The sequence below is a fragment of the Leifsonia sp. 10N434 genome, assembly GCF_056394405.1.
This window is the reverse complement of sequence record NZ_JBFTHV010000004.1, coordinates 384,695-407,525: the sequence shown is the minus strand read 5'-3', so window position 1 is coordinate 407,525 and position 22,831 is coordinate 384,695. Positions and strand designations below refer to the sequence as shown.

Annotated in this window: 19 protein-coding genes; 8 read left to right on the top strand and 11 right to left on the bottom strand. The window is 70.2% G+C overall.

What is annotated here, in order from left to right; translation table 11 throughout:
* Positions 1-45: 45 nt before the first annotated feature.
* From AC1DB1_RS13265 to AC1DB1_RS13250, 4 genes are all read left to right on the top strand, one after another.
* On the top strand, positions 46-963 hold the full coding sequence (locus AC1DB1_RS13265; protein WP_477201105.1) for a carbohydrate ABC transporter permease: 918 nt from the start codon (positions 46-48) through the stop codon (positions 961-963).
* A 62-nt stretch (positions 964-1,025) separates the two neighbouring features.
* Positions 1,026-1,895 carry a carbohydrate ABC transporter permease gene (locus tag AC1DB1_RS13260; protein ID WP_477201164.1) on the top strand — a complete coding sequence of 290 codons (870 nt, stop codon included), beginning with the start codon at positions 1,026-1,028 and terminating at the stop codon, positions 1,893-1,895.
* A gap of 81 nt (positions 1,896-1,976) precedes the next feature.
* Positions 1,977-3,329, top strand: coding sequence for an ABC transporter substrate-binding protein (locus tag AC1DB1_RS13255; protein WP_271175506.1), 1,353 nt, complete (start codon positions 1,977-1,979; stop codon positions 3,327-3,329).
* A gap of 122 nt (positions 3,330-3,451) precedes the next feature.
* Positions 3,452-5,206: a glycoside hydrolase family 35 protein gene (locus tag AC1DB1_RS13250; RefSeq protein WP_477201104.1), complete on the top strand. Its 1,755-nt coding sequence runs from the start codon at positions 3,452-3,454 to the stop codon at positions 5,204-5,206.
* Between the two features lie 97 nt (positions 5,207-5,303).
* Here AC1DB1_RS13250 and araA read toward each other — a convergent pair whose 3' ends face one another.
* The 9 genes from araA to AC1DB1_RS13205 all read right to left on the bottom strand — a co-directional run bounded on the left by araA (position 5,304) and on the right by AC1DB1_RS13205 (position 15,706).
* Positions 5,304-6,836, bottom strand: coding sequence for an L-arabinose isomerase (araA, locus tag AC1DB1_RS13245; protein WP_477201103.1), 1,533 nt, complete (start codon positions 6,834-6,836; stop codon positions 5,304-5,306).
* On the bottom strand, positions 6,836-7,549 hold the full coding sequence (locus tag AC1DB1_RS13240) for an L-ribulose-5-phosphate 4-epimerase (protein WP_477201102.1): 714 nt from the start codon (positions 7,547-7,549) through the stop codon (positions 6,836-6,838). The genes araA and AC1DB1_RS13240 overlap by 1 nt, the downstream gene beginning before the upstream one ends.
* Positions 7,546-9,204 (bottom strand): xylulokinase, encoded by a 1,659-nt coding sequence (locus tag AC1DB1_RS13235; protein ID WP_477201101.1) that lies wholly within the window; start codon positions 9,202-9,204, stop codon positions 7,546-7,548. Before AC1DB1_RS13235 ends, AC1DB1_RS13240 begins: the two co-directional genes overlap by 4 nt.
* Positions 9,205-9,278: 74 nt before the next feature.
* Positions 9,279-10,298: a LacI family DNA-binding transcriptional regulator gene (locus AC1DB1_RS13230; protein WP_477201100.1), complete on the bottom strand. Its 1,020-nt coding sequence runs from the start codon at positions 10,296-10,298 to the stop codon at positions 9,279-9,281.
* A gap of 93 nt (positions 10,299-10,391) precedes the next feature.
* Entirely contained in the window at positions 10,392-11,387 is a 996-nt protein-coding gene (dhaK, locus tag AC1DB1_RS13225; RefSeq protein ID WP_477201099.1) for a dihydroxyacetone kinase subunit DhaK, read from the bottom strand.
* Between the two features lie 67 nt (positions 11,388-11,454).
* The gene (gene dhaL, locus AC1DB1_RS13220) at positions 11,455-12,108 is read right to left on the bottom strand and encodes a dihydroxyacetone kinase subunit DhaL (protein ID WP_477201098.1); all 654 of its coding nucleotides are present in this window, start codon (positions 12,106-12,108) and stop codon (positions 11,455-11,457) included.
* Positions 12,109-12,148: 40 nt separating this feature from the next.
* Positions 12,149-12,925, bottom strand: coding sequence for an HAD-IA family hydrolase (locus tag AC1DB1_RS13215; RefSeq protein ID WP_477201097.1), 777 nt, complete (start codon positions 12,923-12,925; stop codon positions 12,149-12,151).
* A 2-nt stretch (positions 12,926-12,927) separates the two neighbouring features.
* On the bottom strand, positions 12,928-13,788 hold the full coding sequence (locus tag AC1DB1_RS13210) for a class II fructose-bisphosphate aldolase (RefSeq protein WP_477201096.1): 861 nt from the start codon (positions 13,786-13,788) through the stop codon (positions 12,928-12,930).
* A 97-nt stretch (positions 13,789-13,885) separates the two neighbouring features.
* A complete protein-coding gene (locus AC1DB1_RS13205) occupies positions 13,886-15,706 on the bottom strand; it encodes a GAF domain-containing protein (protein ID WP_477201095.1) in 1,821 nt (606 codons plus the stop codon).
* Between the two features lie 198 nt (positions 15,707-15,904).
* On the opposite strand from AC1DB1_RS13205, the gene AC1DB1_RS13200 reads away from it, so the two are divergent.
* Positions 15,905-16,846: a siderophore-interacting protein gene (locus AC1DB1_RS13200; protein ID WP_477201094.1), complete on the top strand. Its 942-nt coding sequence runs from the start codon at positions 15,905-15,907 to the stop codon at positions 16,844-16,846.
* A gap of 57 nt (positions 16,847-16,903) precedes the next feature.
* Here AC1DB1_RS13200 and lepB read toward each other — a convergent pair whose 3' ends face one another.
* The gene (lepB, locus tag AC1DB1_RS13195; protein ID WP_271175494.1) at positions 16,904-17,632 is read right to left on the bottom strand and encodes a signal peptidase I; all 729 of its coding nucleotides are present in this window, start codon (positions 17,630-17,632) and stop codon (positions 16,904-16,906) included.
* Positions 17,633-17,821: 189 nt separating this feature from the next.
* On the opposite strand from lepB, the gene AC1DB1_RS13190 reads away from it, so the two are divergent.
* From AC1DB1_RS13190 to AC1DB1_RS13180, 3 genes are all read left to right on the top strand, one after another.
* The gene (locus AC1DB1_RS13190) at positions 17,822-19,189 is read left to right on the top strand and encodes a M23 family metallopeptidase (RefSeq protein ID WP_477201093.1); all 1,368 of its coding nucleotides are present in this window, start codon (positions 17,822-17,824) and stop codon (positions 19,187-19,189) included.
* A gap of 98 nt (positions 19,190-19,287) precedes the next feature.
* Entirely contained in the window at positions 19,288-20,628 is a 1,341-nt protein-coding gene (locus AC1DB1_RS13185; RefSeq protein ID WP_477201092.1) for a maltokinase N-terminal cap-like domain-containing protein, read from the top strand.
* Between the two features lie 239 nt (positions 20,629-20,867).
* Entirely contained in the window at positions 20,868-21,860 is a 993-nt protein-coding gene (locus AC1DB1_RS13180; protein ID WP_477201091.1) for a hypothetical protein, read from the top strand.
* A gap of 192 nt (positions 21,861-22,052) precedes the next feature.
* Here AC1DB1_RS13180 and AC1DB1_RS13175 read toward each other — a convergent pair whose 3' ends face one another.
* Complete coding sequence (locus AC1DB1_RS13175; protein ID WP_477201090.1) at positions 22,053-22,823, bottom strand: enoyl-CoA hydratase/isomerase family protein; 771 nt, start codon at positions 22,821-22,823, stop codon at positions 22,053-22,055.
* Positions 22,824-22,831: the final 8 nt, after the last annotated feature.

The window sequence follows — 22,831 nt, the reverse complement described above, 5'->3', positions numbered from 1 at the left end:
GAAGCGATGTTGACGTGAACATCGAGGTTCGACAAGGAAGCTGCCATGACAACGACGTCCGTCCCCACGGCATCGCCCACCCTGGTCAAGCGCAGGCGTGAACGCCGCGATTGGCGCGGCTGGGCGTTCGTGGCCCCGTTCATGATCGTGTTCGTGCTGATGATCATCGTGCCGGTGGTCTACGCGATCTATCTCAGCTTCTTCCGCGAGCAGCTGATCGGCGGCAACGTCTTCGCCGGGCTGCAGAACTACGTGAAGGTCTTCACCGACGAGAAGTTCTGGAACGGCTTCTTCCGGGTCACGGTCTTCCTCGTGGTGCAGGTGCCGATCATGCTGGCCCTGTCGCTCACCGCGGCACTCGCGATCGACAGCGCACGGCTGCACGGCGCGGGCTTCTTCCGCATCGCGATCTTCCTGCCGTACGCCGTTCCCGGTGTCGTGGCCGCGCTCATCTGGGGCTTCATCTACGGGGACCAGTTCGGTCTGACCGCCAGCGTGAACAGCCTGCTCGGCACCCACCTCGCACCGCTCAGCGGCGGCTGGATCCTCGCCTCGATCGGCAACATCGTCACCTGGGAGTTCATGGGCTACAACATGCTCATCTTCTACGCGGCCCTCCGCACCATCCCCACCGAGCTCTACGAGGCGGCGGAGATCGACGGCGCGGGCGCCTTCCGCACCGTGTTCAGCATCAAGATCCCGGCTCTGCGCGGTGCGATCGTGATCGCCACGATCTTCTCGATCATCGGCAGCTTCCAGCTCTTCAACGAGCCCAACCTGCTCAAGGTGCTCGCACCGAACGCGATCACCAGCTTCTTCACACCCAACATGTACGCCTACAACCTGTCGTTCGCCGGCCAGCAGTTCAACTACGCGGCCACGGTGGCGATCGTCATGGGTGTGATCACCGCGGTCATCGCCTACATCGTCCAGCTCCGCGGCACCAGACAGGAGAACCGCTGATGGCCACCATCGCCCCCATCGCCCCGAGCGCCGACAAGCCCCGCCGGGCGAACCGCTCCCCGATGCCGCGCGGCAACCGGCGCGCCCCGCGTGCGCGCAAGTCGATCGTGCTCACGATCGTCATGGTCATCTTCGTGATCTACTCGCTCGTTCCGCTCGCCTGGCTCATCATCAACGCGACCAAGGACCAGCCGAGCCTGTTCTCGTCGTTCGGTCTCTGGTTCGGCGACGGCTTCTCGCTGTTCAAGAACATCGGCGACACCCTCACCTACCGCGACGGCATCTTCGTCAAGTGGCTCGGCAACACGCTGCTCTACGTGATCGTGGGCGCCGGCGGCGCCACCCTGTTGGCGACGGTCGCCGGCTACGGGCTCGCGAAGTACAAGTTCCCCGGCAAGCGCGCGGTGTTCGCCGTGGTGCTCGGAGCGGTCGCGGTGCCGGGTACGGCGCTCGCGGTGCCGACCTTCCTGCTCTTCAGCCAGGTCGGCCTGACCAACACCCCGTGGGCGGTCATCCTGCCCTCGCTGATCAGCCCGTTCGGGCTCTACCTCATCTGGACCTACACGGTCGACGCCGTTCCCACCGAGCTCCTCGAGGCGGCGCGGATGGACGGGGCCGGCGAGTTCCGCACCTTCTTCACGATCTCGCTGCGGCTGCTCACACCCGGCATCGTGACCGTGCTCCTGTTCGCCATCGTGGCGACCTGGAACAACTACTTCCTGCCGTTGATCATGCTGAGCGACCCGCAGTGGTACCCGCTCACCGTCGGCCTCAGCCAGTGGAGCGCCCAGGCCACCGGCGTCTCCGCCCAGCCGATCTACAACCTGGTCATCACCGGGTCCCTCCTGACGATCGTCCCGATCGTCGTCGCCTTCCTCTTCCTGCAGCGGTACTGGCAGTCGGGGTTGAGCGCCGGAAGCGTCAAGCAGTGACGGGAGAACACTGCTCGATCTGCACACCTCCCTCCCTGGGCGTCCTGCCCGTCCTCATCCCGAAGAAGTGAAAGGAACACCATGAACAGCAAGTCACGCTCGGCGAGCGTGCTGCGCAGGGTCGCGACCGCGATCGCCGCGAGTGCCGTGCTCGGCGCCACCCTGGTCGCCTGCTCCAGCGGCGGCGGCTCCACCGCGAGCGGCAGCGCCTCCGACATCGAGGCGGCCCTCAAAAAGGGCGGCACGATCACGTACTGGTCGTGGACCCCGTCGGCCGAGGCGCAGGTCGCCGCGTTCGAGAAGGAGTACCCGAAGGTCAAGGTCAACCTGGTCAACGCCGGCACCAACACCACCGAGTACACCAAGCTGCAGAACGCCATCAAGGCCGGCTCCGGTGCACCCGACGTCGCGCAGGTCGAGTACTACGCCATCCCGCAGTTCGCGCTCGGCGACGCCCTGGTCGACCTCAAGTCGTACGGCTTCGACTCGCTCAAGTCAGACTACAGCACCGGCCCGTGGAACTCGGTCAACATCAACGGCGGCCTCTACGGCCTTCCGCAGGACTCGGGTCCCATGGCGCTGTTCTACAACAAGACGGTGTTCGACAAGTACGGCCTGACGGTCCCGAAGACCTGGGACGAGTACGTCGCCGACGCGAAGAAGCTGCACGCGGCCGACCCGACGAAGTACATCACCAGCGACTCCGGCGACTCGGGCTTCACGACCAGCATGATCTGGCAGGCCGGCGGCCGCCCGTTCTCGTCCGACGGCACGAACGTGTCGATCAACCTGCAGGACGAGGGCACCAAGAAGTGGACCTCCACCTGGAACCAGTTGGTCGAGGGCAAGCTCCTGTCGACCATCCCGGGCTGGAGCGACGACTGGTACAAGGCGCTCGGCAACGGCACCATCGCGACCCTCGTGACCGGCGCCTGGATGCCCGGCGTGCTCGAGTCCTCGGTGAAGGACGCCTCCGGCGCCTGGCGCGTCGCCCCGATGCCCACCTATGACGGCACCGCGGCGAACGCCGAGAACGGCGGCGGAGGCCAGGTCGTGCTCAAGCAGAGCAAGAACCCGGCGCTCGCGGCCGGCTTCCTCAAGTGGCTGAACAACAGCTCGAGCTCCGTCAAGGTGTTCCTGGCGTCGGGCGGATTCCCCTCCACCACGGCCGACCTGAACTCCAAGGACTTCCTCGCGACCGCTCCCGAGTACTTCGGCGGCCAGAAGATCAACGAGGTGCTGGTCGACGGTGCGAAGAACGTGTCGAGCGGCTTCCAGTACCTGCCGTTCCAGGTCTACGCCAACAGCATCTACGGTGACACCGTCGGGCAGGCGTACGCCTCGAACAGCGACCTCAACGCCGGCCTGACGGCGTGGCAGAAGTCGCTCGTGGACTACGGAAACCAGCAGGGCTTCAAAGTCACCAGCAAGTAGAACCGTGCACTGGGCGTGGCCGGCCGGAACCGATCCGGCCGGCCACGTTCGCTCTGCATCCAGGCAGCAGTATCAGCGCCATCACCAGCGGCAGCAGCATCAGCACTGAGGAGATCCACCGCATGTCCACGTTCGAGATCGCCGGCGACGACTTCGTTCTCGACGGAGAGCCCTTCCGCATCCTGTCGGGGGCCATCCACTACTTCCGCGTCCACCCCGACGACTGGGCGGACCGCATCCGCAAGGCGCGCCTGATGGGACTCAACACCATCGAGACGTACGTGCCGTGGAACGCGCACGAACCGCATCCGGGCGAGTGGGATGTGTCGGGTCGCCTGGATCTCGCCCGCTTCCTGCGAGTTGTCGCCGACGAGGGCATGTACGCGATCGTGCGCCCGGGCCCGTACATCTGCGCGGAGTGGGACAACGGCGGACTGCCCGCGTGGCTGTTCACGGACCCGGAGGTGGGCATCCGGCGCGGTGAGCCGAAGTTCGTCGCGGCCGTCAGTGCGTACCTCGAGCGCGTGCTCGCGATCGTCGCGCCGCTGCAGCTCGGGGAGGGCGGCCCGGTCATCCTGGTGCAGGTGGAGAACGAGTACGGCGCCTACGGCGACGACAAGGAGTACCTCCGCATCCTCACCGACCTCACCCGCGCATCCGGCATCGTGGTGCCGCTCACCACCGTCGACCAGCCGCAGGACGACATGCTCGAGAACGGCTCGCTCCCCGACCTGCACAAGACGGCATCGTTCGGTTCGCGCTCGGTCGAGCGCCTCGCGACGCTTCGCCGCCATCAGCCGACCGGTCCGCTGATGTGCTCGGAGTTCTGGGACGGCTGGTTCGACAACTGGGGCGCCCACCACCACACGACGCCCTTCGACCAGACGGCGGCCGACCTCGAGGCCCTGCTCGACGCCGGAGCCTCGGTCAATCTGTACATGTTCCACGGCGGCACCAACTTCGGGTTCACCAACGGGGCCAACGACAAGGGCGTGTACCAGCCGATCGTCACCAGCTACGACTACGACGCCCCGCTGGACGAGGCGGGGAACCCCACGGCCAAGTACTGGGCGTTCCGCGAGGTGCTCGCGAAGTTCGTCGAGCTGCCGGATGAGGTCCCGCCCGCCGCGACGCCGGCGCCGTCGTTCACCGCGCCGCTCACGGACGCCGTGCCGCTGCTCTCCGTGGCCGACCGGCTGGGGGAGTGGACGTGGACCGACGACCTGCCGACGATGGATGCGCTCGGCCACTACACGGGGTTCGCGATCTACCAGACGGAGATCGACGTCGCCGAGCCCGCCGTGCTCTCGATCGGGGAGGTGCGTGACCGCGCGCACGTACTCGTGGGGTCCGCGCACGTCGGCACGCTCGACAGAGACCACCACGATCACGCCATCACGCTCGCGCCCAGCCGCGGAACGCTCACCCTGCTGGTCGAAGACCAGGGCCGGGTGGACTACGGGCCCCGGATCGGCGAGCCGAAAGGGCTGATCGGCCCGGCGACCCTGGACGGCGAGGAGCTCAGCCGGTGGGCGGTGCTTCCCGTCCGCCTCGAGTCGCTCGAATCGGTGCGCGAGGCGTTCGCGCCGCTCGGAAAGCCCGGCCTCGCCGGCCCCGTCTTCGCCCGTGGCACGTTCGACCTCGCCGAAGCCGCCGATCTCTTTCTCGACACGTCGGCCTGGGGCAAGGGCGTGGTGTGGATCAACGGCTTCAACCTCGGCCGGTACTGGACGCGCGGTCCCCAGCGCACGCTGTTCGTCCCGGCGGCGGTCGTCGCCGCCGGTGCCAACGAGCTGATCGTGCTCGAGCTGGACGCGTCGCCGTCGACCACGATCAGCTTCGTCGAAGCGCCCTCCCTCGGTCACACCGACTTCTAGCCGGCCCGACCCGGCCCTGTCAGACGTTGAGGGGCGGCAAACGCATCCAAAACCGCGGTTTTGGATGCGTTCGCCGCCCCTCAACGAAAGCCGGTGGCTAGATGCCGCGGGCGAGGCGGTAGTAGGCCGCGTTCCAGCGCAGCTCGTTCGTGAAGGCGCGCAGCTCGGTCGCGTCGTCGATCACGACGAGCTCCGTCTCGGCCATCCGGGCGTAGTCCTCGAACGCCTCGAGACCGACCGCGGTCGACATGACGGTGTGGTGCGCGGCGCCGGCTTCGAGCCAGGCGGTGGCCGACGTGCGGAAGTCGGGCTCCGGCTTCCAGACGGCCCGGCCGACCGGGAGCTTCGGCAGCGGAGCGGTCGGCTCGACCACCTCGACGACGTTCGCGACGAGCCGGAACCGGTCGCGCATGTCGCTGAGTGCGACGACGACACCGGGCCCGGGATCGGCCGTGAAGACCAGCCGTACCGGGTCGTCCTTGCCGCCGATGCCGAGCGGGTGCACCTCGAGCGTCGGACGCGCCGACGTGAGGGCCGGGCTGACCTCGAGCATGTGCGCTCCGAGGATGCGCTCGTCGCCGGGGGTCAGATCGTAGGTGTAGTCCTCCATCAGCGACGCGCCGCCGGGGAGCCCGGTACCCATCACGTTGGCGGCCCGCACCAGGATGGCCGTCTTCCAGTCGCCCTCAGCGCCGAAGCCGTAGCCGTCGGCCATCAGGCGCTGCACCGCGAGCCCGGGGAGCTGCTTGAGCGCGCCGAGGTCTTCGAAGCTGGTGGTGAAGGCGCCGAAGCCGCCGGCCTCGAGGAAGGAGCGCAGGCCCAGCTCGATCGCCGCGCCATCGCGCAGCGAGCTGTGGCGCTCGCCGCCCGCGCGGAGTTCGGGGACGACGTCGTAGAGTTCCTCGTACTCGGCCACCAGGTCGTCGATGTCGGACTCGGAGGCCGCCGCCACGGCATCCGCCAGATCGTTGACGCCCCAGGTGTTCACCTGCACGCCGAACCGCAGCTCGGCCTCGGTCTTGTCACCCTCGGTGACGGCGACGAACCGCATGTTGTCGCCGAAGCGGGCGAGCTTGAGCGATCGCGTCGCCGCCCAGCCCGCTGCGGCGCGCATCCAGGTGCCGACCCGGGCGGTGACCGCCGCGTCGGAGACGTGGCCGACGACCGTCGTGCGCGCGACGCCGAGCCGTGTCTGGATGTAGCCGAACTCGCGGTCGCCGTGCGCGGCCTGGTTGAGGTTCATGAAGTCGAAGTCGATCTCGGCCCAGGGCAGCTCGACGTTCGCCTGCGTGTGGAAGTGCAGCAGCGGCTTCTGCAGGGCGTCGAGGCCGGAGATCCACATCTTGGCCGGGCTGAACGTGTGCATCCACGCGATGAGGCCGATCACGGAGTCGTCGGCGTTCGCCTCGAGCGCGGTGCGCCGGATGGCGTCGGAGTCGGTGAGCACCGGCTTCCAGACCACGCGCACCGGGACATCCGGGGCGGCGCCGAGCTGCTCGGCGATCGCGCGCGACTGATCGGCGACCTGGGCCAGCGTCTCGGGACCGTAGAGGTGCTGGCTGCCGGTGAGGAACCAGACCTCGTAGTGGTCGAGGCTGGTGGATGCCAGGGGAGAGGTGGTACGGGGCATCAGCTGAGTGCTCCTTCTGGATTCTGTCCGTAGACGTTCTGATAGCGGTGGAAGAGGGCGTCGATGGCGTCCTGCGGGATCGGGACGAGCGGACCGCCCTGGCGGGCGATGTGCACGGTGCGGGCGACGTCCTCGGTCATCACGGCGGCCTTCACCGCGTCGCGAGCGTCGCGGCCGATCGTGAACACGCCGTGGTTCTGCATGAGGACCGCCCGCGAGCGGTGGCCGGAGAGGGTGGCCACGATCCCGCGGCCGATCGAGTCGTCGCCGATGATCGCGAACGGGCCGACCGGGATGTCGCCGCCGAACTCGTCGGCCATGGCGGTGATGACGCAGGGGATGGGCTCCGCACGAGCCGCCCAGGCGGTGGCATAGGTGGAGTGGGTGTGCACGACGCCGCCGACCTCCGGCATGTTGCGGTAGACATACGCGTGGGCCGCGGTGTCGCTCGACGGCGCGCGGTCCGACCCGGGGGAGCCGGGCACGACCGCGCCGTCGAGCGTGCAGACGATCATGTTCTCGGGGGCGAGGTCGTCGTAGTCGACGCCGCTCGGCTTGATGACGAACAGGTCGGCGCCGGGGACCCGCCCCGAGATGTTGCCGCCGGTCCAGACGACCAGTCCGTTGCGGGTCAGCTCGGCGTGCAGGGCGCTGACCTGTGCGCGCACCGCCTCGACGGCCGCTGTCTCTGCGCTGGGGGGAGCGTCGTTCACGGGGTGTTTCCTTCCGATGTGGGTTCGGGTCGGCTCGCGGGGGAGACGGCCGCGACGGCGGCCTGTTCGATGGCCAGGCCCACGCCGTACTGCTCGAGGTAGGCGGCGAAGCCGGCGACGTCGTCCGGATGCGGGGTCGTCGTCTCGAACTCGAAGCCGCCGAACACGCGTCGGCGCAGGTAGTCGTCGAGTGCGACACCGGAGCGGTGCGGCGCGACGTAGGCGGCGAGCACCGCGATGCCCCAGGCTCCGCCCTCCGACGCGGTCTGAGCGACAGAGACCGGGGCATCGAGCGCACCGGCCAGGAAACGCTGAGCGACACCCGCGGTGCGGAACATGCCGCCGTGGGCGAACATCCGGTCGAGCGCGACGCCCTCCTCGGTGAGGGCGCGCATCCCGAGGGCGAGGGTTCCGAAGACGCCGTAGAGCTGGGCGCGCATGAAGTTGCCGAGCGTGAACCGGCTCTCCGGTGTGCGCACGACGAGCGGCCGGCCCTCGGTGAGACCGGTGATGGGCTCACCCGCCAGATAGTTGTACGCCAGGAGGCCGCCGGCGTCACTGTCGCCGTCGAGGGCCTCGTGGAACAGCGTCTCGTAGACGGCATCGGAGTCGATGGCGAGCCCGGCGGCGGCGGTGAAGCGGCTGAACAGTCCCGCCCACGCCGCGAGCTCGCTCGCCCCGTTGTTGCAGTGCACCATTGCCACGGGGTCGCCGGCGGGCGTCGTGACCAGGTCGAGTTCGTGGTGCAGGCGCCGGAGCGGACGCTCGAGCACGACCATCGCGAAGATGCTCGTGCCGGCGCTGACGTTTCCGGTGCGCGGCGCGACGGAACTGGTCGCGACCATTCCCGTCCCGGCGTCGCCTTCCGGCGGGCAGAGCACGATGCCCGGTCGCAGGGTGCCGCTCGGGTCGAGGAGGGCGGCGCCCTCGGGCGTGAGCGTTCCCGCGTCCTCGCCGGCGACGAGCACTTCGGGCAGCACCGCGCTGAGCGAGAGACCCGGAGCACGCTCCGCCACGAGGCTGTCGTAGCGCGCCACGAGGTCGGCGTCGTAGCTCGTGGTCTGCGGGTCGATCGGGAACATGCCGGAGGCGTCGCCGACGCCCAGCACACGTCTTCCGGTGAGGCGCCAGTGCACGTAGCCGGCCAGCGTGGTGAGGAAGCTCAGCCGTGCGATGTGGGGCTCGGAGTCGATCACGGCCTGGTGGAGGTGCGCGATCGACCAGCGCAGCGGGATGTTCACGCCGAACAGGTCGGTGAGCTCGGCCGCTGCGGGCCCGGTGCTGGTGTTGCGCCACGTGCGGAACGGCACGAGCAGCTCGTCCTGAGCGTCGAACGCCAGGTAGCCGTGCATCATCGCCGAGACGCCGATGGCTCCGAAGGTCTCCGGGCGCACGCCGTAGCGTGCGTCCACGTCGGCGATCAGCTCGGAGTACGCCGCCTGCAGGCCCGACCACACGGCGTCGAGAGAGTAGGTCCACACCCGGTCGACGAACTCGTTCTCCCACTCGTGGCCGCCGACCGCCAGCACTGTCGACGGGTCGTCCGCGTCGACCAGGCACGCCTTGATGCGCGTCGAACCCAGCTCGATGCCGAGCGACGTGCGGCCGCCGATGATGGCCTCGCGATATCGCGCGGCGGTGTCGTCTGCAGGCATGTTGTCTTTCCCTCACCACATTGTGACCGGTCACATTCGTACGCGTCCAGTATCGCCGCCTCCGTGGCAGCCTGTCAATCCGAGCGGCGCGCCGTCGATTCCCGAACGACGAGCACGGGGGAGACGGCCGGCTCTCCCGACGCCGGCTCGCCGTCGATCGCCGCGAGCAGCCGCGCGACGCACCGCCGCCCCAGCTCTCCGAACTCCTGGCGCACGGTGGTCAGTGGCGGGGCGAAATACGCCGCCTCCGGGATGTCGTCGAACCCCACCACGCTCAGGTCGTCCGGCACCCGGCGGCCGCCCTCGCGCGCCGCGTGAAGGAGGCCGAGGGCCATCTGGTCGTTCGACGAGAACACGGCGGTCACGGCGGGATCGCGCAGCAGGCGACGGCCCACCTCGTAGCCGGACCGCGACGTCCAGTCGCCCGGACCGGTCACGATCCCGGTCACGCCGGAGACCTCCGCCTCGGCCAGGAAGCCGCGCTCTCTCGCGGTGGCCTCCGCCCAGTCCCGCGGGCCGGAGAGGTGGGCGACGGTGGTGTGCCCGAGTTCGATCAGGTGCCGCGTCGCGAGACGGGCGCCGGCGACCTGGTCGACGAAGACGCCGTCGCCTCCCGGCTCCTGGGCGCCGTGCAGCGTGATCGACGGAACCGAGATCTGCACGGAGCGCATCGCCTCCAGCACCGGTTCCTGGGGCGCGACCACGACGATGCCCTCGACCGCCTGTGCCACGAGGTGGTCGAGCGCGGCTTCGATCTCGGCCGGGGTCACCTCGGCGACGTGCGCGATCGTCACGTAGTAGCCGGCCTCGCGGGCGGCGTTCTCGACCGCGTCGACGCTGCTGGCCGGACCGAACATCGACGACGCCGAGGCCGCGAGGATGCCGATCGTGTTCGAGCGGCTGGTCGAGAGCATCCTGGCCGCCCGGTTGGGCCGGAACTGGAGCTCCTCCATGGCGGCCAGCACACGTAGCCGCGTGCTCTCCCGGATGCTCGGGTGATGGTTCATCACCCGCGACACGGTCTGCCGGGAGACGCCGGCCACCGCGGCGACCTCGCGCACGCCGGGTGCGCGGAGGGGAGAGTTCGAGTCCACGGGATCAGCGTATGGCCTCCCCGGAAGGACGAGCCCGGGCGCGCCACGCCTATCGGGCGTGAACGCGGCGCACCCGGGCCCGTCGCACGGGACTCAGAAGATGCGCAGCCCGATCTCGGCGGGGGCGGCGAGCAGCTGCTCGATCTCGTCGTCGAGTCGCACTAGGGTGATCGAGGCTCCGGCCATGTCGAGCGAGGTGCAGTACTCGCCGACGTAGCTGCGCCCGACGGTGATTCCGCGGGAGGCCAGAACCTCGTGAGCGTGGCCGTAGGCGATGTAGAGCTCGCTGATCGGCGTTCCGCCGAGGCCGTTGATCATCAGTGCGACCCGGTCGCCGCTCTCGTACGGCAGGTCGGCGAGCACCGGTTCGAGCAATTCGTCGACCAGTGCGTCGGACGGCTTGATCGTGTCGCGGCGACGGCCGGGCTCGCCGTGGATGCCCACGCCGATCTCGATCTCGTCGTCGCCGAGCTCGAACAAGGGCGCACCCTTCGCGGGCGGGGTGCAGGCGGTGAGAGCGAGGCCCATCGTGCGGGTGACGGAGTTGACCTTCTCGCCGATCCTCACCACCTCGTCGAGGTCGGCGCCCGCCTCCGAGGCCGCACCCACGGCCTTCATCACGAAGAAGTTCCCGGCGACGCCGCGGCGCCCGACGGTGTAGGTGGAGTCCTGCACCGAGACGTCATCGTCGATGAACAGCGTCTTCACGTTCACGCCGTCGGCGAGGCTCATCTCCTGCGCCATGTCGAACGCCATCTTGTCGCCGGTGTAGTTGTTGACGAGCAGCAGCACGCCCTTCGGGGAGGCGAGCAGCTTGGTGGTCTCGTAGACGTAGTCCATCGGGGGAGCGGCGAACACGTCTCCCGGGCAGGCTCCGTCGAGCATCCCCTTGCCGACGGTGAGCACGTGGGCAGGCTCGTGGCCGGAGCCGGAGCCCTGGATGATCGACACCTTGCCGTCGTTAGGGGCGTCCGAGCGCATGATCAGGTTGTACTCGGGCACGTAGCGGAGCGTGTCCGGGTTGGCGAGGGCGATGCCTTTCAGCATGTCCGGGACGTACTGCAGCGGGTCGTTGACGAACTTCTTCATTTTTCTCTCCACATCGAGGGGTGTTCTGGGGTTCGGGTGTTCTGGGGTTCGGTCGTGCGGGATCGGGTCACTGCGGCTGGACGGGGCGGCTCGGCCAGTCGGCGGCGAGCCGTTCGAGGATGACGGCGACGGCGACAGCGCCCGGGTCCGGCGAGCCGATGCTGCGCTCGCCGGTGTAGGACGCGCGTCCACGCCGCGCCTGCATCCCGACCGTCGCGTCGGCTGCCGTCCGGGCGGCGGTCGCCGCCGCCGTCACGATCTCTTCGGAGCCGGCGCCATCGGCGAGCCGTGCCTCGATGGTGTCGGTCATGGGGGCGATCGCGTCGAGCAGGGTCTTGTCGCCGAGTTCGGCGCTTCCCCGCGCCTTGATGCCGTCCATGGCCGAGCGGAGCATCGTGACGACGTCGTCACCGCTGAGCTCATCCCGTCCCTTGGCCACGGTCGCGGCCCGCAGGAACGCGGTTCCCCAGATCGGGCCGGATGTCCCGCCGATCCTGCTCGTGATGGCCACGGCGATCTTCTGCAGGAACGTACCGATGTCGGCGCGATCGTAGCCGTCCCAGTCGGCGAGCACGATTTCGAACCCTCGGGCCAGAGAGAAGCCGAAGTCCCCGTCGCCGACCACGGAGTCGAGGTCGCCGAAGTACTTCTCGTTGTCCACGGCCGTCTGGGCGATGGTGCGCACCACGAATTCGGTGTCGCTGAAGCTCTGGGTCGTCATCGGTGCTCCTCTGGCTGTCGGGCGGTTGCGGGGATGGGGGTCATGGCCGCGGCGCCGCCAGCACGGCGGCCAGATCGTCGAGCGTCACGAGCGGCCCAGGTCGAACGCCTGCCGGCGCATCGATGACGCGCGCGGGCTCATCCGGATCGCCGAGGGAGGAGACGACGAGCGACGCTCCCGTGAAGTCCTCGTCGGCGGTGTATGCGCTGACCGTGACGACGGTGCGCAGTCCGGCGCCGACGGCGGCCCGCACGCCGTTGCCGCTGTCCTCGATCACGACGCCGTCGTCCGCGGAGATATCCAGCTGATCGAGGGCGAGCAGGTAGATGTCGGGCGCCGGCTTCTTGTGCGCCACGATGTCGCCGGCGAACACGGCGAACCGGCCGGCGAGCTCGCTGCCGACGACGTGCTCGAGCACCGCCAGCACCGATGGTTCCGCCGAGGTCGACGCGACGGCCAGTCCCCAGCCCGACGCGTCGGCCTCGGCAACGATCCGGCGGATGCCTGGCCGGCCCGGCAGTGCACCGGATGCGACCAGCGCGGTGTAGATCGTCGTCTTGCGTCTGTGCCAGTCCGCCAGCATCGCCCGCCGGCCGTCCTCGTCCTCCGGCAGTCCGTTCGCCGCCACGAACTCGGGCGTCAGCAGGCTCGCCATCCGCTCCTTGCCGCCGCCGATGAGCACCTTCTCCCGGTAGTCGTCATCGCTCCACCAAACGGGCAGGCCGAGCTCCTCGAAGGTCTGGTTGAAGGCAGGCAGGTGACCGTACCGCTCGGTGTCGGCGAGCACGCCGTCGCAGTCGAAGATGAGGGTCGGCACGGTCACCACGCCTTCCCGGCGCTGCCGAAGGTGCGGGCGAGACCGGTGGTGAGGTCGACGATGTGCGAGCGGACATCGCGGAACAGCGACGGAGGATCCCACTTGTCGGCGCTCTCCGCGCCCTTCAGGAATGCGAGCGACGACGTCATGAACTCGATCTTGAGGGCGGTGGAGATGTTCACCTTCGCGCAGCCGCGCGAGATCAGGTCGGCGAACTGCTCGTCGGTCATGCCGCTGCCCCCATGCAGGGCGATCGGCACGCCGGTGGCCTCGACGATGTCGGTGACCCGCTGGAAGTCCAGCTCAGGGGTCTTCGAGTACACGCCGTGCGCGTTGCCGATGGACGGCGCGAACACATCCACCCCGGTCGTCCGGATGAACTCCACAGCGGTCTCGAGGCTCTGGCGCGCGGGTTCGGTGTCCGAGCCGATCCCGTCTTCGACGCCTTTGATGGCCTCGATCTCGCCCTCGACGTGCGCGCCGTAGCGGCGGGCCTCGGCGACGACCTCGACGGTCTGACGCTGGTTCTCCTCGACCGTGAGCGTCGAGGCGTCGAACAGCACGGAGTTCCACCCGCGCTCCAGGCACTCGGTGATCACGGCGCGATCGGGGCAGTGGTCGAGGTGCAGGGTGACGGGCACCTCGATACCGGCGGTCATCGCCGTCCACATCGCGAACAGCACGTCGGATCCGATCGATTGGACGGTCTTGACCGAGGTCTGCACGATCACCGGCGACTGCGCGTCGACGGCGCCGGCCAGAACGGCCTCGAGGGTCAGATCGTTGACGATGTTGATCGCGGGCACGCCGTAGCGCTCCTGGAACGCACGGTCCACGATCTCCTTGAGCGACACGACGGGCATGGCGACCTCCTCGATCCTCGCCAAGCGTATGCAGGCGAATGGATCGGCCGACACGGGAGCTTCCCCCATCCCGGCGGTAGGGAATCCCCGCACACGGTCAGCGCCGCGACACCGCCAGCCCGGCCAGCGCCGTGCGATTCGGCGCACCCGTCTTGCGCAGCACCGCGCCGACGTGCTTCTCGACGGTCTTCACCGAGATCTGCAACTGTGCTGCGATCTGCTTGTCGGGCATCCCCTGCTCCACCAGCGCGCGCACCTCGCGTTCGCGGGCGGTGAGCGGCTCGGTGCCGTCGCCGGTGAGCGAGACCGAGTACCGGCTGAGGAAGGCGGGGCTGAGCAGCAGGTCGCCGCGCGCCGCCGCGACCACCGTGCGTGCGATCGCCGCCGCATCCGCGCGCGGTTCGAGGAAACCGGCGGCGCCGACAGCGGTCGCATCCCGCAGCCGGTCGTCGCCGACCGAGCCGATCAGCAGCACGACGACCGCGCCGGGGTCGGCGGCGCGCAGATGCGCGGTGAGCTGCACACCGTCGATGTGCGGCAGGTCGAGGTCGGCCACCACGACGCTCGGGTGCAGCAGGTCGTAGGCCACCACCGCCGCTTCGGCGTCGGCCACCTCGGCGACGACCTGGATGTCCGGCTCGGCCAGCCCGAGCATCCGCACCAGGCCCGACCGGATGAGGGCGCTGTCGTGCACGACCAGAACCCGCCAGCGCGGTCGCGGCCCCTCGTCGGGCGCCGGCGGCGAGACCGGGAGCTCCGCCCGCACGCGCGTGCCCCAGTTCGGAGTCGATTCGATGTTCACTGTTCCGCCGAGGTGCTGCGCGCGTGCCGCCAGGTTCTGCAGACCGAGCCCGCGCAGCGGCCGACGGGGCGCTTTGGCCAGGCCGGTCACGTCGAAGCCGCGGCCGTCGTCCTCGACCAGCACCGTCACATCGGATTCCCCGTAGACCAAGCCGACGCGCACGTGTTTCGCGGCAGCGTGCTCGACCACGTTGGTGAGGCACTCCTGCACGATCCGGAACAGCTGGCGCACGGTCTCGGCGGCGAGCGGTCCCGGCTGTCCGACGACCACCAGTCGTGTCTCGAGGGCCGCAGCCGACTCGACCCACGCGAGTTCGAGCGAGATCGCCTCGCCGAGCGAGTGCCCGTCGAGCAGCGCCGGGCCCAGCCCGAGCACGGTCCGCTGGGTCTCGCGGAGGGCGGAGCGCGCCGCGGTGCGCGCCCGGGCGATCGCGTCGCGGGGGTCGCGGCCGGTGGCGAGCCGGCGGTCGGCCTCGTCCACGTGCAGGAGGAGATCGGCGATGCCGCGCCCGACAGTGTCGTGGACGTCGCGCACGGCGCGCTCCCGTTCCGCGATCACCGCCGCCTCCCGCGCCCGCTCCTCGGCCACCGCGTGCAGCCGGGCGTTGGTGATCGCGATCGCGGCATGGGCGGCGAATCGCTCGAGCAGGGCGGCGTCGTCGTCGGTGAACCGCCGCGCCGGGTCGCGGCTGAACAGCACGCAGGCGCCGATGATCGCCCCGTTCCAGCGGATCGGGACGCCGAGGGTGCCGTGCAGCCGCGCGCGGTCCGGCCCGGCGAGGTGGCCGCCGCGCACCTGCGCGTACTCGTCGAAGATGACGGAGCTCCTGGCGCGGACGACTTCGCCTGTCACCCCCTCGTCGAGCGGGAAGGTCTGCCCCGACTGGCAGCCGACCCCGAGGTCAACGTCTTTGCGGTACGTGCCCGCGGCCTCGTCGACCGTGCAGATCGATCCGCTGTCGCAGCCGAGCAGCTCGAGGGTGTGCCGCAGGATCCGCTCCAGCAGCGGTTCGAGCGCGAAGTGGCCCGCCAGGTCTCCTGCCATTGCGGCCAGAGTGTCGAATTGGGCGCGGACGCTCTCGGCGTCGGCGCTCGTCGAAGTCTCGGCGTCCTTCATGACGATCCTCATCGATGGTCTGTGTTCGGGTAGGCGTGCCGTGTTCATCATGCGCCTCGCGCGTCGGATGCGCTACGGCGAGGAGGGTTCGCACCGCGGCCCGACTTTGGTTAGGCTTGCCTTACCTGATCTCGACGAACCCGCGTCGGATCCCCCGAATCCCCAACGATCCCCAACGACTCCCCGGAAGGTGCGCCCGTGAGCCTCGTCGCGACGACCATCGAGAAGATCGACTGCCCGTCGTACCGTCCCTATCGGGTTCGTGTGCACGCGCTCGAATCGTTGTCGCCCCACTTCACGCGCGTGACGTTCTGGTCGGCCGACTTCGACGTCTTCGGCACCGACGGCCGCGACCAGCGGATCAAGCTCATGTTCCCGGCCCCAGACGGGAGCCTGTCGGCGTCCGACGATGAGGAGTCGATCGCGGCGGGCGACTGGTACGACCGATGGCGCCGGCTCCCGGACGACCGGCGGAGCCCCATCCGCACCTATACGGTGCGCGCGATCGATCCGGATGCGCGGCTGCTGACGGTCGACTTCGTCGCGCACGGCGACGGCGGACCGGCGGCGCGCTGGCTGCTGGCGGCACAGCCGGGTGACGAACTCGTGATCGTCGGGCCGGACGCCAGGAGCATCAACTCCGCTTCGGGCATCGACTGGCAGCCGGGCGCGGCGACCGACCTGCTCCTCGTCGGCGACGAGACGGCGGCGCCCGCCATCGCCGCGATCCTCGAGACGTTGCCGGCCGGGCAGCGCGCCCGGGCGTTCATCGAGGTGCCGGATGCGTCGGACCGGCTGAGCCCGGCGCTTCCGGCCAACGCCGAGATCACCTGGCTCGACCGCGCGGGCGGTGCGAACGGGAGCGTGCTCGTGCCGGCCGTCGAGCGGTGGGTGGCCGAGCATCCGGTCATCGTCGCGGACGCCGCGGCGGCCCGGCCGCAGCAGCTCGACGAGGTCGACATCGACCTCGAGACGCTGTGGGAGCTGCCCGAGCAGGTGAACGGCGGGTTCTATGCCTGGATCGCGGGGGAGTGCGGCACGGTGAAGACGCTGCGACGGCTCCTGGTGAGCGGCAACGGCATCGACAGGGGACGCGTGGCGTTCATGGGGTACTGGCGGCTGGGTCGCGCCGAGGGCTGACGCGCCGAGGGCTGACGCCCTGCGACTCGACCGGCCGAAGCACGGTCCCGTCGGGCGTCACTCGTCGCGGTCGACTCCGCGGAACACGTCCGGGTAGTTGCTCAGCCACGTCCAGTGGCTCACCGGCCAGCTGATGACGAACGCGCGCCCGACGACGTCGCTCAGGGGGACGAATCCTTTGCCCGGGTCGTCCATGTGATAGCGGGAGTCTGCGGAGTTGTACCGGTTGTCGCCCATCACCCACACGCTGCCCTTCGGCACCGTGACGCTGAACTCCTTCTCAGAGACCGAGTCGACGCCGGCGGGAAGCAGCACGTACGGCTCCTTCAGCGGAACGCCGTTCACACTGAGCTGCCCGAGGGCGTTGCAGCAGCTGACCTTGTCGCCCGGGAGCCCGATCAGTCGCTTGACCAGGTGCTGGTCGCTGTCCGAGGCGCCGAGCCCCACGAAGTCGAGCACAGCGCCGACGGCGTCGGCCACGGGGTTGCTCGGTTTCGGGGCGACGGGAGGCAGCCAGCCGCCCGGATCCTTGAACACGACGACATCGCCGCGCTGCAGCGGGAAGACCGACGGCTCCAGCTCGTTGACGATGATCCTGTCGTTGATCTGGAGCGTGTTCAGCATCGAACCGGACGGAACATAGAACGACCGGGCGATGAACGTCTTGATCAGGAAGCTGGCCAGCAGGGCGACGACGAAGATGACCAGGACGTCGCGCAGCAGCGTCTTCCAGGAGGTCCTCTTGGCAGAGCGGCGCGGGCGGGCGTCGGCAGTGGTGTCGGTCACAGCTGTTCACCGTATCGTGTCGACCCTGTGAGCTGCATCCGACCCTCGTTCGCGGCTCTTGTCCTGGCCCCGGCGCGGTGAGAACATCATGAGACGGGCTCATACGGCGCCAGCCGGGGGGTTCGCGTGACCATGCGGAACGCGTTCGGACGCCACAGGATGGATTCACGACGCGGAACCCCGCGCCGCGTGGGTCAGGCATGTGCCGTCGCCTTCCTGATCGTGGGGCTGACCCTCGGGACCCAGCAGAGCGCTCTCGCCGCCGGGACCCCGACACCGACGCCGACCCCGACCGTGACGCCGTCGCCGACACCGTCGCCCGCTCCCTCGGAGGAGCCGGCGCCGACTCCCACCCCGACGCCCTCGGACGAGCCGACGCCGACGCCCACACCCACGCCGACACCGACCGAGACGCCGACCCCCACCGAGACGCCGACCCCGACGCCCACACCTACTCCCACGACCACGCCCACCCCGAAGCCGACGCACAAACCGGCCCCGAAGCCGACGCCGAAGCCCGCTCCCGCCCCCGTCGACACGGTCGCGCTCGAGGTCGCGCCGCAGCTGCCGACCGGCGTGTTCGTCGACCCGACACAGGTGCAACGCGCCAGTGAGCTCGCCAGCACGCTGGCTGCCGCGCAGCAGGCGCTGACCGCCGCCAACGATGCGGCGCGCGCCGCTGAACGCGAGCAGCAGCAGGCCGAGACCGCGGCGAAGGAGCTCGCCGACCGTGCCGCGGCGGCGTCCGAGAAGGCCGCGGACTCTGCGGCGTTCGCGACGGCCCTCATCCGCTCCTCCGATTCGCGGCAGCTCACCGAGGGGCCGCTCGGCGCCGCGTTGTCCACGGGCGGCAACCTGCTCGACAAGCTCGGTGCCGTCGATCGGTTCGAGAAACTCACCGCTTCGCGCACGGCGGCGCTGAAGGCCGCGGCGGCGGATGCGAAGCGGGCAGCGAGCCTGACCGATCAGGCGGGCGCCGCGAGCGGGACGGTCGCGTCGATCGACCTGGGCGGGCGACGCCAGGCCGTGACCGCTGCGCAGGCGGATGTGGCCGCGGCGACCAAGGCGCTCGACACGCTCCCCGTGCTGCAGGCGGCCGGCGCCGGGTTCCGCTCCCTCGTCAACACGCCGACGACCACGACGGGATGGGTGGCTCCAGTGCGCGCCCCGCTGACCGACGTGTTCGGTCCGCGCCCGTCACGGCCGGCGGGCACCGCGCTCTTCCACCCCGGTGACGACCTCGGGGCGTCGTGCGGCACCACGATCGTGGCCGCCAGCGCCGGGACGGTCGTCGAGGCCGGCCCGAACGGCTCGTACGGCAACTTCGTGCTCATCGATCACGGCGATGGCGTGCAGACCGCGTACGGCCACATCGTCGACGGGGGCATCGGCGTCACGGTGGGCCAAGTGGTGAAGGCGGGCCAGCCCATCGCGCTCGTCGGCAGCACGGGCGCCTCGACCGGCTGCCACCTGCATTTCGAAGTGCGGGTGGCCGGTCTGCAGATCGATCCCCTTCCGTTCATGGCCGCTCGCGGCGTGGTTCTCGGCCGGCGCTGAGCGGGTTCCGCCTCGCGCCCACGACACCGAGCGTCATCCCGCACCGACTGTCTGAGCGGCTCCAAGCGTTTCCCCAGGCAGGGGCGTACGGTGCAGACATGACCGAACTCACCGAGCTCATCGGGTCATGGATGCGCCGCCAGCGCTGGTACTCGACCAAGAGCGTCGAACCGCGCCTCCGGCTGCTCGCCTCCGTGGAGATGGAGCCCTCGCGCGACGGCGCCCGTGTGCTCACGCACTTCTTCGCCGATGACGCCCCCCGCACGCCCCGCGTCTACCAGGTGCCCGTCGTGGCCAGAAGCAGCAGGGACGGCGACCCCGCCGCGCTGATCGGAGAGGCCGGAGGCCGCCACCTCTACGACGGCACCGCCGACGAACCCTACGTCTCCGCGCTCGCGGCCATGATGGCCGGCGCCGGGCGGGCCGAGAGCGCCGACGCGTCGGTGCGCGGACATCGGCTCGGCGACCCCGTCGTCGTGCGGTCGTCGCGCAAGCTCACCGGCGAGCAGTCGAATACGTCGATCGTCGCCGAGCTCGACGACGGCGGACTCCTGCTGATCAAGGTCTTTCGCGTCGTGCAGGACGGCCCGAACCCGGATGTCTCCACGCTCGCCGCGCTGACCGAGGGCGGCTCGCAGCGCACGCCGTCGCTGCGCGGCTGGGTGTCGGGCAGCTGGCCGGAAGCGGGCGGACCCGGGCGGGCATCCGGTGAGCTGGCTCTCGCCCAGGACTTCTTGACGGGGGCCGAGGACGGCTGGGAGCTCGCCGTCTCGGCGGCGGAGCACGCTGAGGACTTCGCGGAGCGCGCGTTCGCCCTCGGCGCGGGCACGGCCGAACTGCACGTGCAGCTGGCCAGGGTGCTGCCGACCAAACCGGCCGTGCGCGAGGACGTGGCGCTCGCGCTCGACGGGATGTTCCAGCGATTGACGATCGCGAGCACCGAGGTGCCGGCGATCGCCGAGTCGCGGGCCGGCATCGCCGCCGTCTACGAGATCGCGGCCGACTCGCCGCATCCGCTGCTGCAGCGCATCCACGGCGACCTGCACCTCGGGCAGGTGCTCCATTCGAGCGAGCGCGGCTGGCAGTTCATCGACTTCGAGGGCGAACCGCTGCGGCCCCTCGCCGAGCGCGCCCTACCGGATGCGACCCTGCGGGATGTCGCCGGCATGCTGCGTTCGTTCGACTACGTGGCCGGATCGCTCGCGCGCCGGGAGCCTCCGATCGACGCGACGGCGTGGGCGGTGCGCGCCCGCGCGTCGTATCTCGACGGCTACTCCTCGGTCGCCGGCAGCGTCGTGACCGACTTCGCCCACCTGCTCGACGCGTTCGAGCTGGACAAGGCGGTGTACGAGGTCACCTACGAGTCCCGCCACCGCCCGGCGTGGCTGCCGATCCCGCTGGCGGCCGTCGACCGCCTGCTGAGCGCGCGCGTGCTCTAGCGGCGCGAGCGGGCGGGCGGGCGCACCGCGGCGCCTGCCGCCTTACCCGTGCAGCAAGCGCCGCGTGGGACGTGCACACTTTCGAAGCCCATGCGCGCCGTCTTGGGACAGATTGTCTCGCCGAGGGAAGCTCGACAAAAGGCAGACAGCCAGTTCTACCCGCCCCCGTGACGGATGTCACGCACAGAACGTGACGGCGGTGCTGGTCACCGGTGGACCCGCGGGTCCACCATGGCGTCATGAAATCGCTCGGACGCGCGCTCACGCTGGCCCTCCTCTCCGCCATCACGGCCGAGTTCCTGCTCGGCGACCAATGGCTCTCCGGCGCCGCCCCGCTCGGGCAGCAGATCGCCGAACTGGTGCTGTACACGGCGTTCTACGGATCGGCCGCTGTGCTCATCCGCGAGATCGCACGCGGCGCCGGGCGCGGCTGGCCGAGCATCCTGCTGCTGGCGTTCGCCTTCGGGGTGATCGAGGAGGGCTTCGTCGACCAGAGCCTGTTCAACCCGGACTTCGCCGGTGAGCATCTGCTCGCCTACGGGTTCATCCCCGGCCTCGCGATCGGCGGGCCATGGACGATCTTCGTGCTGACCCTGCACGTGATCTGGAGCATGGGCGCGCCGATCGCGATCGCAGAGTCGCTGTTCCCGCGTCCGCTCGCCGGGCGCCGCGTCGTCGCGCCGCAGGTGCAGGGGCGGTGGCTGGGCGTTCCGGGGATCGTGGTGGCGTGCATCCTGTACGTGGTCGGCGGGACGGCCATCCTGTTCGCGACGGTGATCGGGCCCGGGTTCGCGGGGACGCCGTGGCAGTACCTCACCGCGGCGGTGGTCGCGGCGGTGGCGATCGTCGTCGCGCTGCGCCTGCCCCGGATGCGGCCGCGCGGGCGCGGGCCGTTCTGGTGGTCGCTGCTCACCGGGCTCGTCGCGACCAGTCTGTTCGTCGGGGCCGACCGGTTGCCGCGCGACGTCTCGCCCTGGCTGGGCTGCCTCGTGCTGCTGCTCCCGCTGGCCGCGGGCGCCGTGCTGGCCGCAGTGCTCCGGCTCGACGTGCTCGGGCTGGCGACCGGCGCCGTGCTCACCTACTGCTGGCTCGGGCTGGTGAAGGCGCTGCCGCTCGGGGTGCTGCCGGCGATCGAGCAGTGCGTGCTCGTCGCTGCGGTGATCGCGGTGTTGGTTGTCGCGTACCGGATGCGGCGCCACGTGGGCGCGCCGGTGCGGGTGCCCGCGCTCTGACACCGGCGGCCCGACGCGGTCAGACCGCCGTGCTGGCGACGGCCCCGAGCCGGTACGGCCGGCTGCAGGCATAACTCCGGAACTCGGGGCCGACGCGCCGCCTTGATGGGCACAACTCCGGACGGCGGGGGCGCATCGGCCCGATCTTCCGGAGTTGCGGCGGACGTGGCCGCGCCGCAGCAGGATCGGCGGTCAGTCGCCGACGAACCGCGGCGTTCGCCTCTGCTGGAACGCCGCGAAGCCCTCCCGGTAGTCGAGCGTGTCGCGCAGCGCTGCCTGCGCCGCGTTCTCCGCCGCCACGGCATCCCACAGCCCGAGCTGCTCGTCGCGGATGGCGCGCACCAGCTGCTTGCTCGCCAGGAACGCGCGCGTCGCGCCCGCCGCGGCCGTCGCCGCCGCCGCATCCACCGCATCCTGCAGCTCGGCCGCCGGCAGCACCCGGCTGAACAGGCCGGAGCCGACCGCCTCGGTGCCCGACATGAGCCGGCCGGTGTAGATCAGGTCGAGCGTCTTGTGGGTGCCGAGCCGGGAGACGAACAGCGAGTGGCCGCCCGAATCGAGCAGCGCGCCCAGCGCGGCGAACGGCGAGCCGATCTTGGCCGTGTCCGCCACGTAGACCACGTCCGTCGCCAGGAGCAGGCCGAGTCCGACGCCGAGGCAGGCACCGTGAGCGGCGGCGAACGTCGGAGCGGGGAACGCACTGATCCGCTGCAGCAACGGCGTCACCAGTCCGTCGAGGTAGCCGGAGACGTCGTCGGTCGCCGGGTCGACGCCGGCGATGTCGCGGCCCGCGCAGAACGCCCGGCCGGTGCCCTGCAGGATGAGCGCACGTACCCCCGCCCGCTCGGCCTCGGCATATGCGGCGTCGAGCTCGCCGAGGGCCGCGGCGTCGAGCGCGTTGAGCTTTTCCGGCGCGTCGAGGGTCACGCGGGCGATGTCGTCGGCGATCTGCAGGTCGATCATGGGCGCTC

Bases quoted from the DNA above. Each gene is read 5' to 3' on its own strand.
- AC1DB1_RS13205 (WP_477201095.1), bottom strand. From the start codon at position 15,706: ATGAAGGACGCCGAGACTTCGACGAGCGCCGACGCCGAGAGCGTCCGC.
- AC1DB1_RS13175 (WP_477201090.1), bottom strand. From the start codon at position 22,823: ATGATCGACCTGCAGATCGCCGACGACATCGCCCGCGTGACCCTCGAC.
- AC1DB1_RS13185 (WP_477201092.1), top strand. From the start codon at position 19,288: ATGACCGAACTCACCGAGCTCATCGGGTCATGGATGCGCCGCCAGCGC.
- AC1DB1_RS13250 (WP_477201104.1), top strand. From the start codon at position 3,452: ATGTCCACGTTCGAGATCGCCGGCGACGACTTCGTTCTCGACGGAGAG.
- AC1DB1_RS13235 (WP_477201101.1), bottom strand. From the start codon at position 9,204: ATGCCTGCAGACGACACCGCCGCGCGATATCGCGAGGCCATCATCGGC.
- araA (WP_477201103.1), bottom strand. From the start codon at position 6,836: ATGCCCCGTACCACCTCTCCCCTGGCATCCACCAGCCTCGACCACTAC.
- AC1DB1_RS13265 (WP_477201105.1), top strand. From the start codon at position 46: ATGACAACGACGTCCGTCCCCACGGCATCGCCCACCCTGGTCAAGCGC.
- dhaL (WP_477201098.1), bottom strand. From the start codon at position 12,108: ATGACGACCCAGAGCTTCAGCGACACCGAATTCGTGGTGCGCACCATC.
- AC1DB1_RS13255 (WP_271175506.1), top strand. From the start codon at position 1,977: ATGAACAGCAAGTCACGCTCGGCGAGCGTGCTGCGCAGGGTCGCGACC.
- AC1DB1_RS13210 (WP_477201096.1), bottom strand. From the start codon at position 13,788: ATGCCCGTCGTGTCGCTCAAGGAGATCGTGGACCGTGCGTTCCAGGAG.
- AC1DB1_RS13260 (WP_477201164.1), top strand. From the start codon at position 1,026: ATGCCGCGCGGCAACCGGCGCGCCCCGCGTGCGCGCAAGTCGATCGTG.
- dhaK (WP_477201099.1), bottom strand. From the start codon at position 11,387: ATGAAGAAGTTCGTCAACGACCCGCTGCAGTACGTCCCGGACATGCTG.
- AC1DB1_RS13180 (WP_477201091.1), top strand. From the start codon at position 20,868: ATGAAATCGCTCGGACGCGCGCTCACGCTGGCCCTCCTCTCCGCCATC.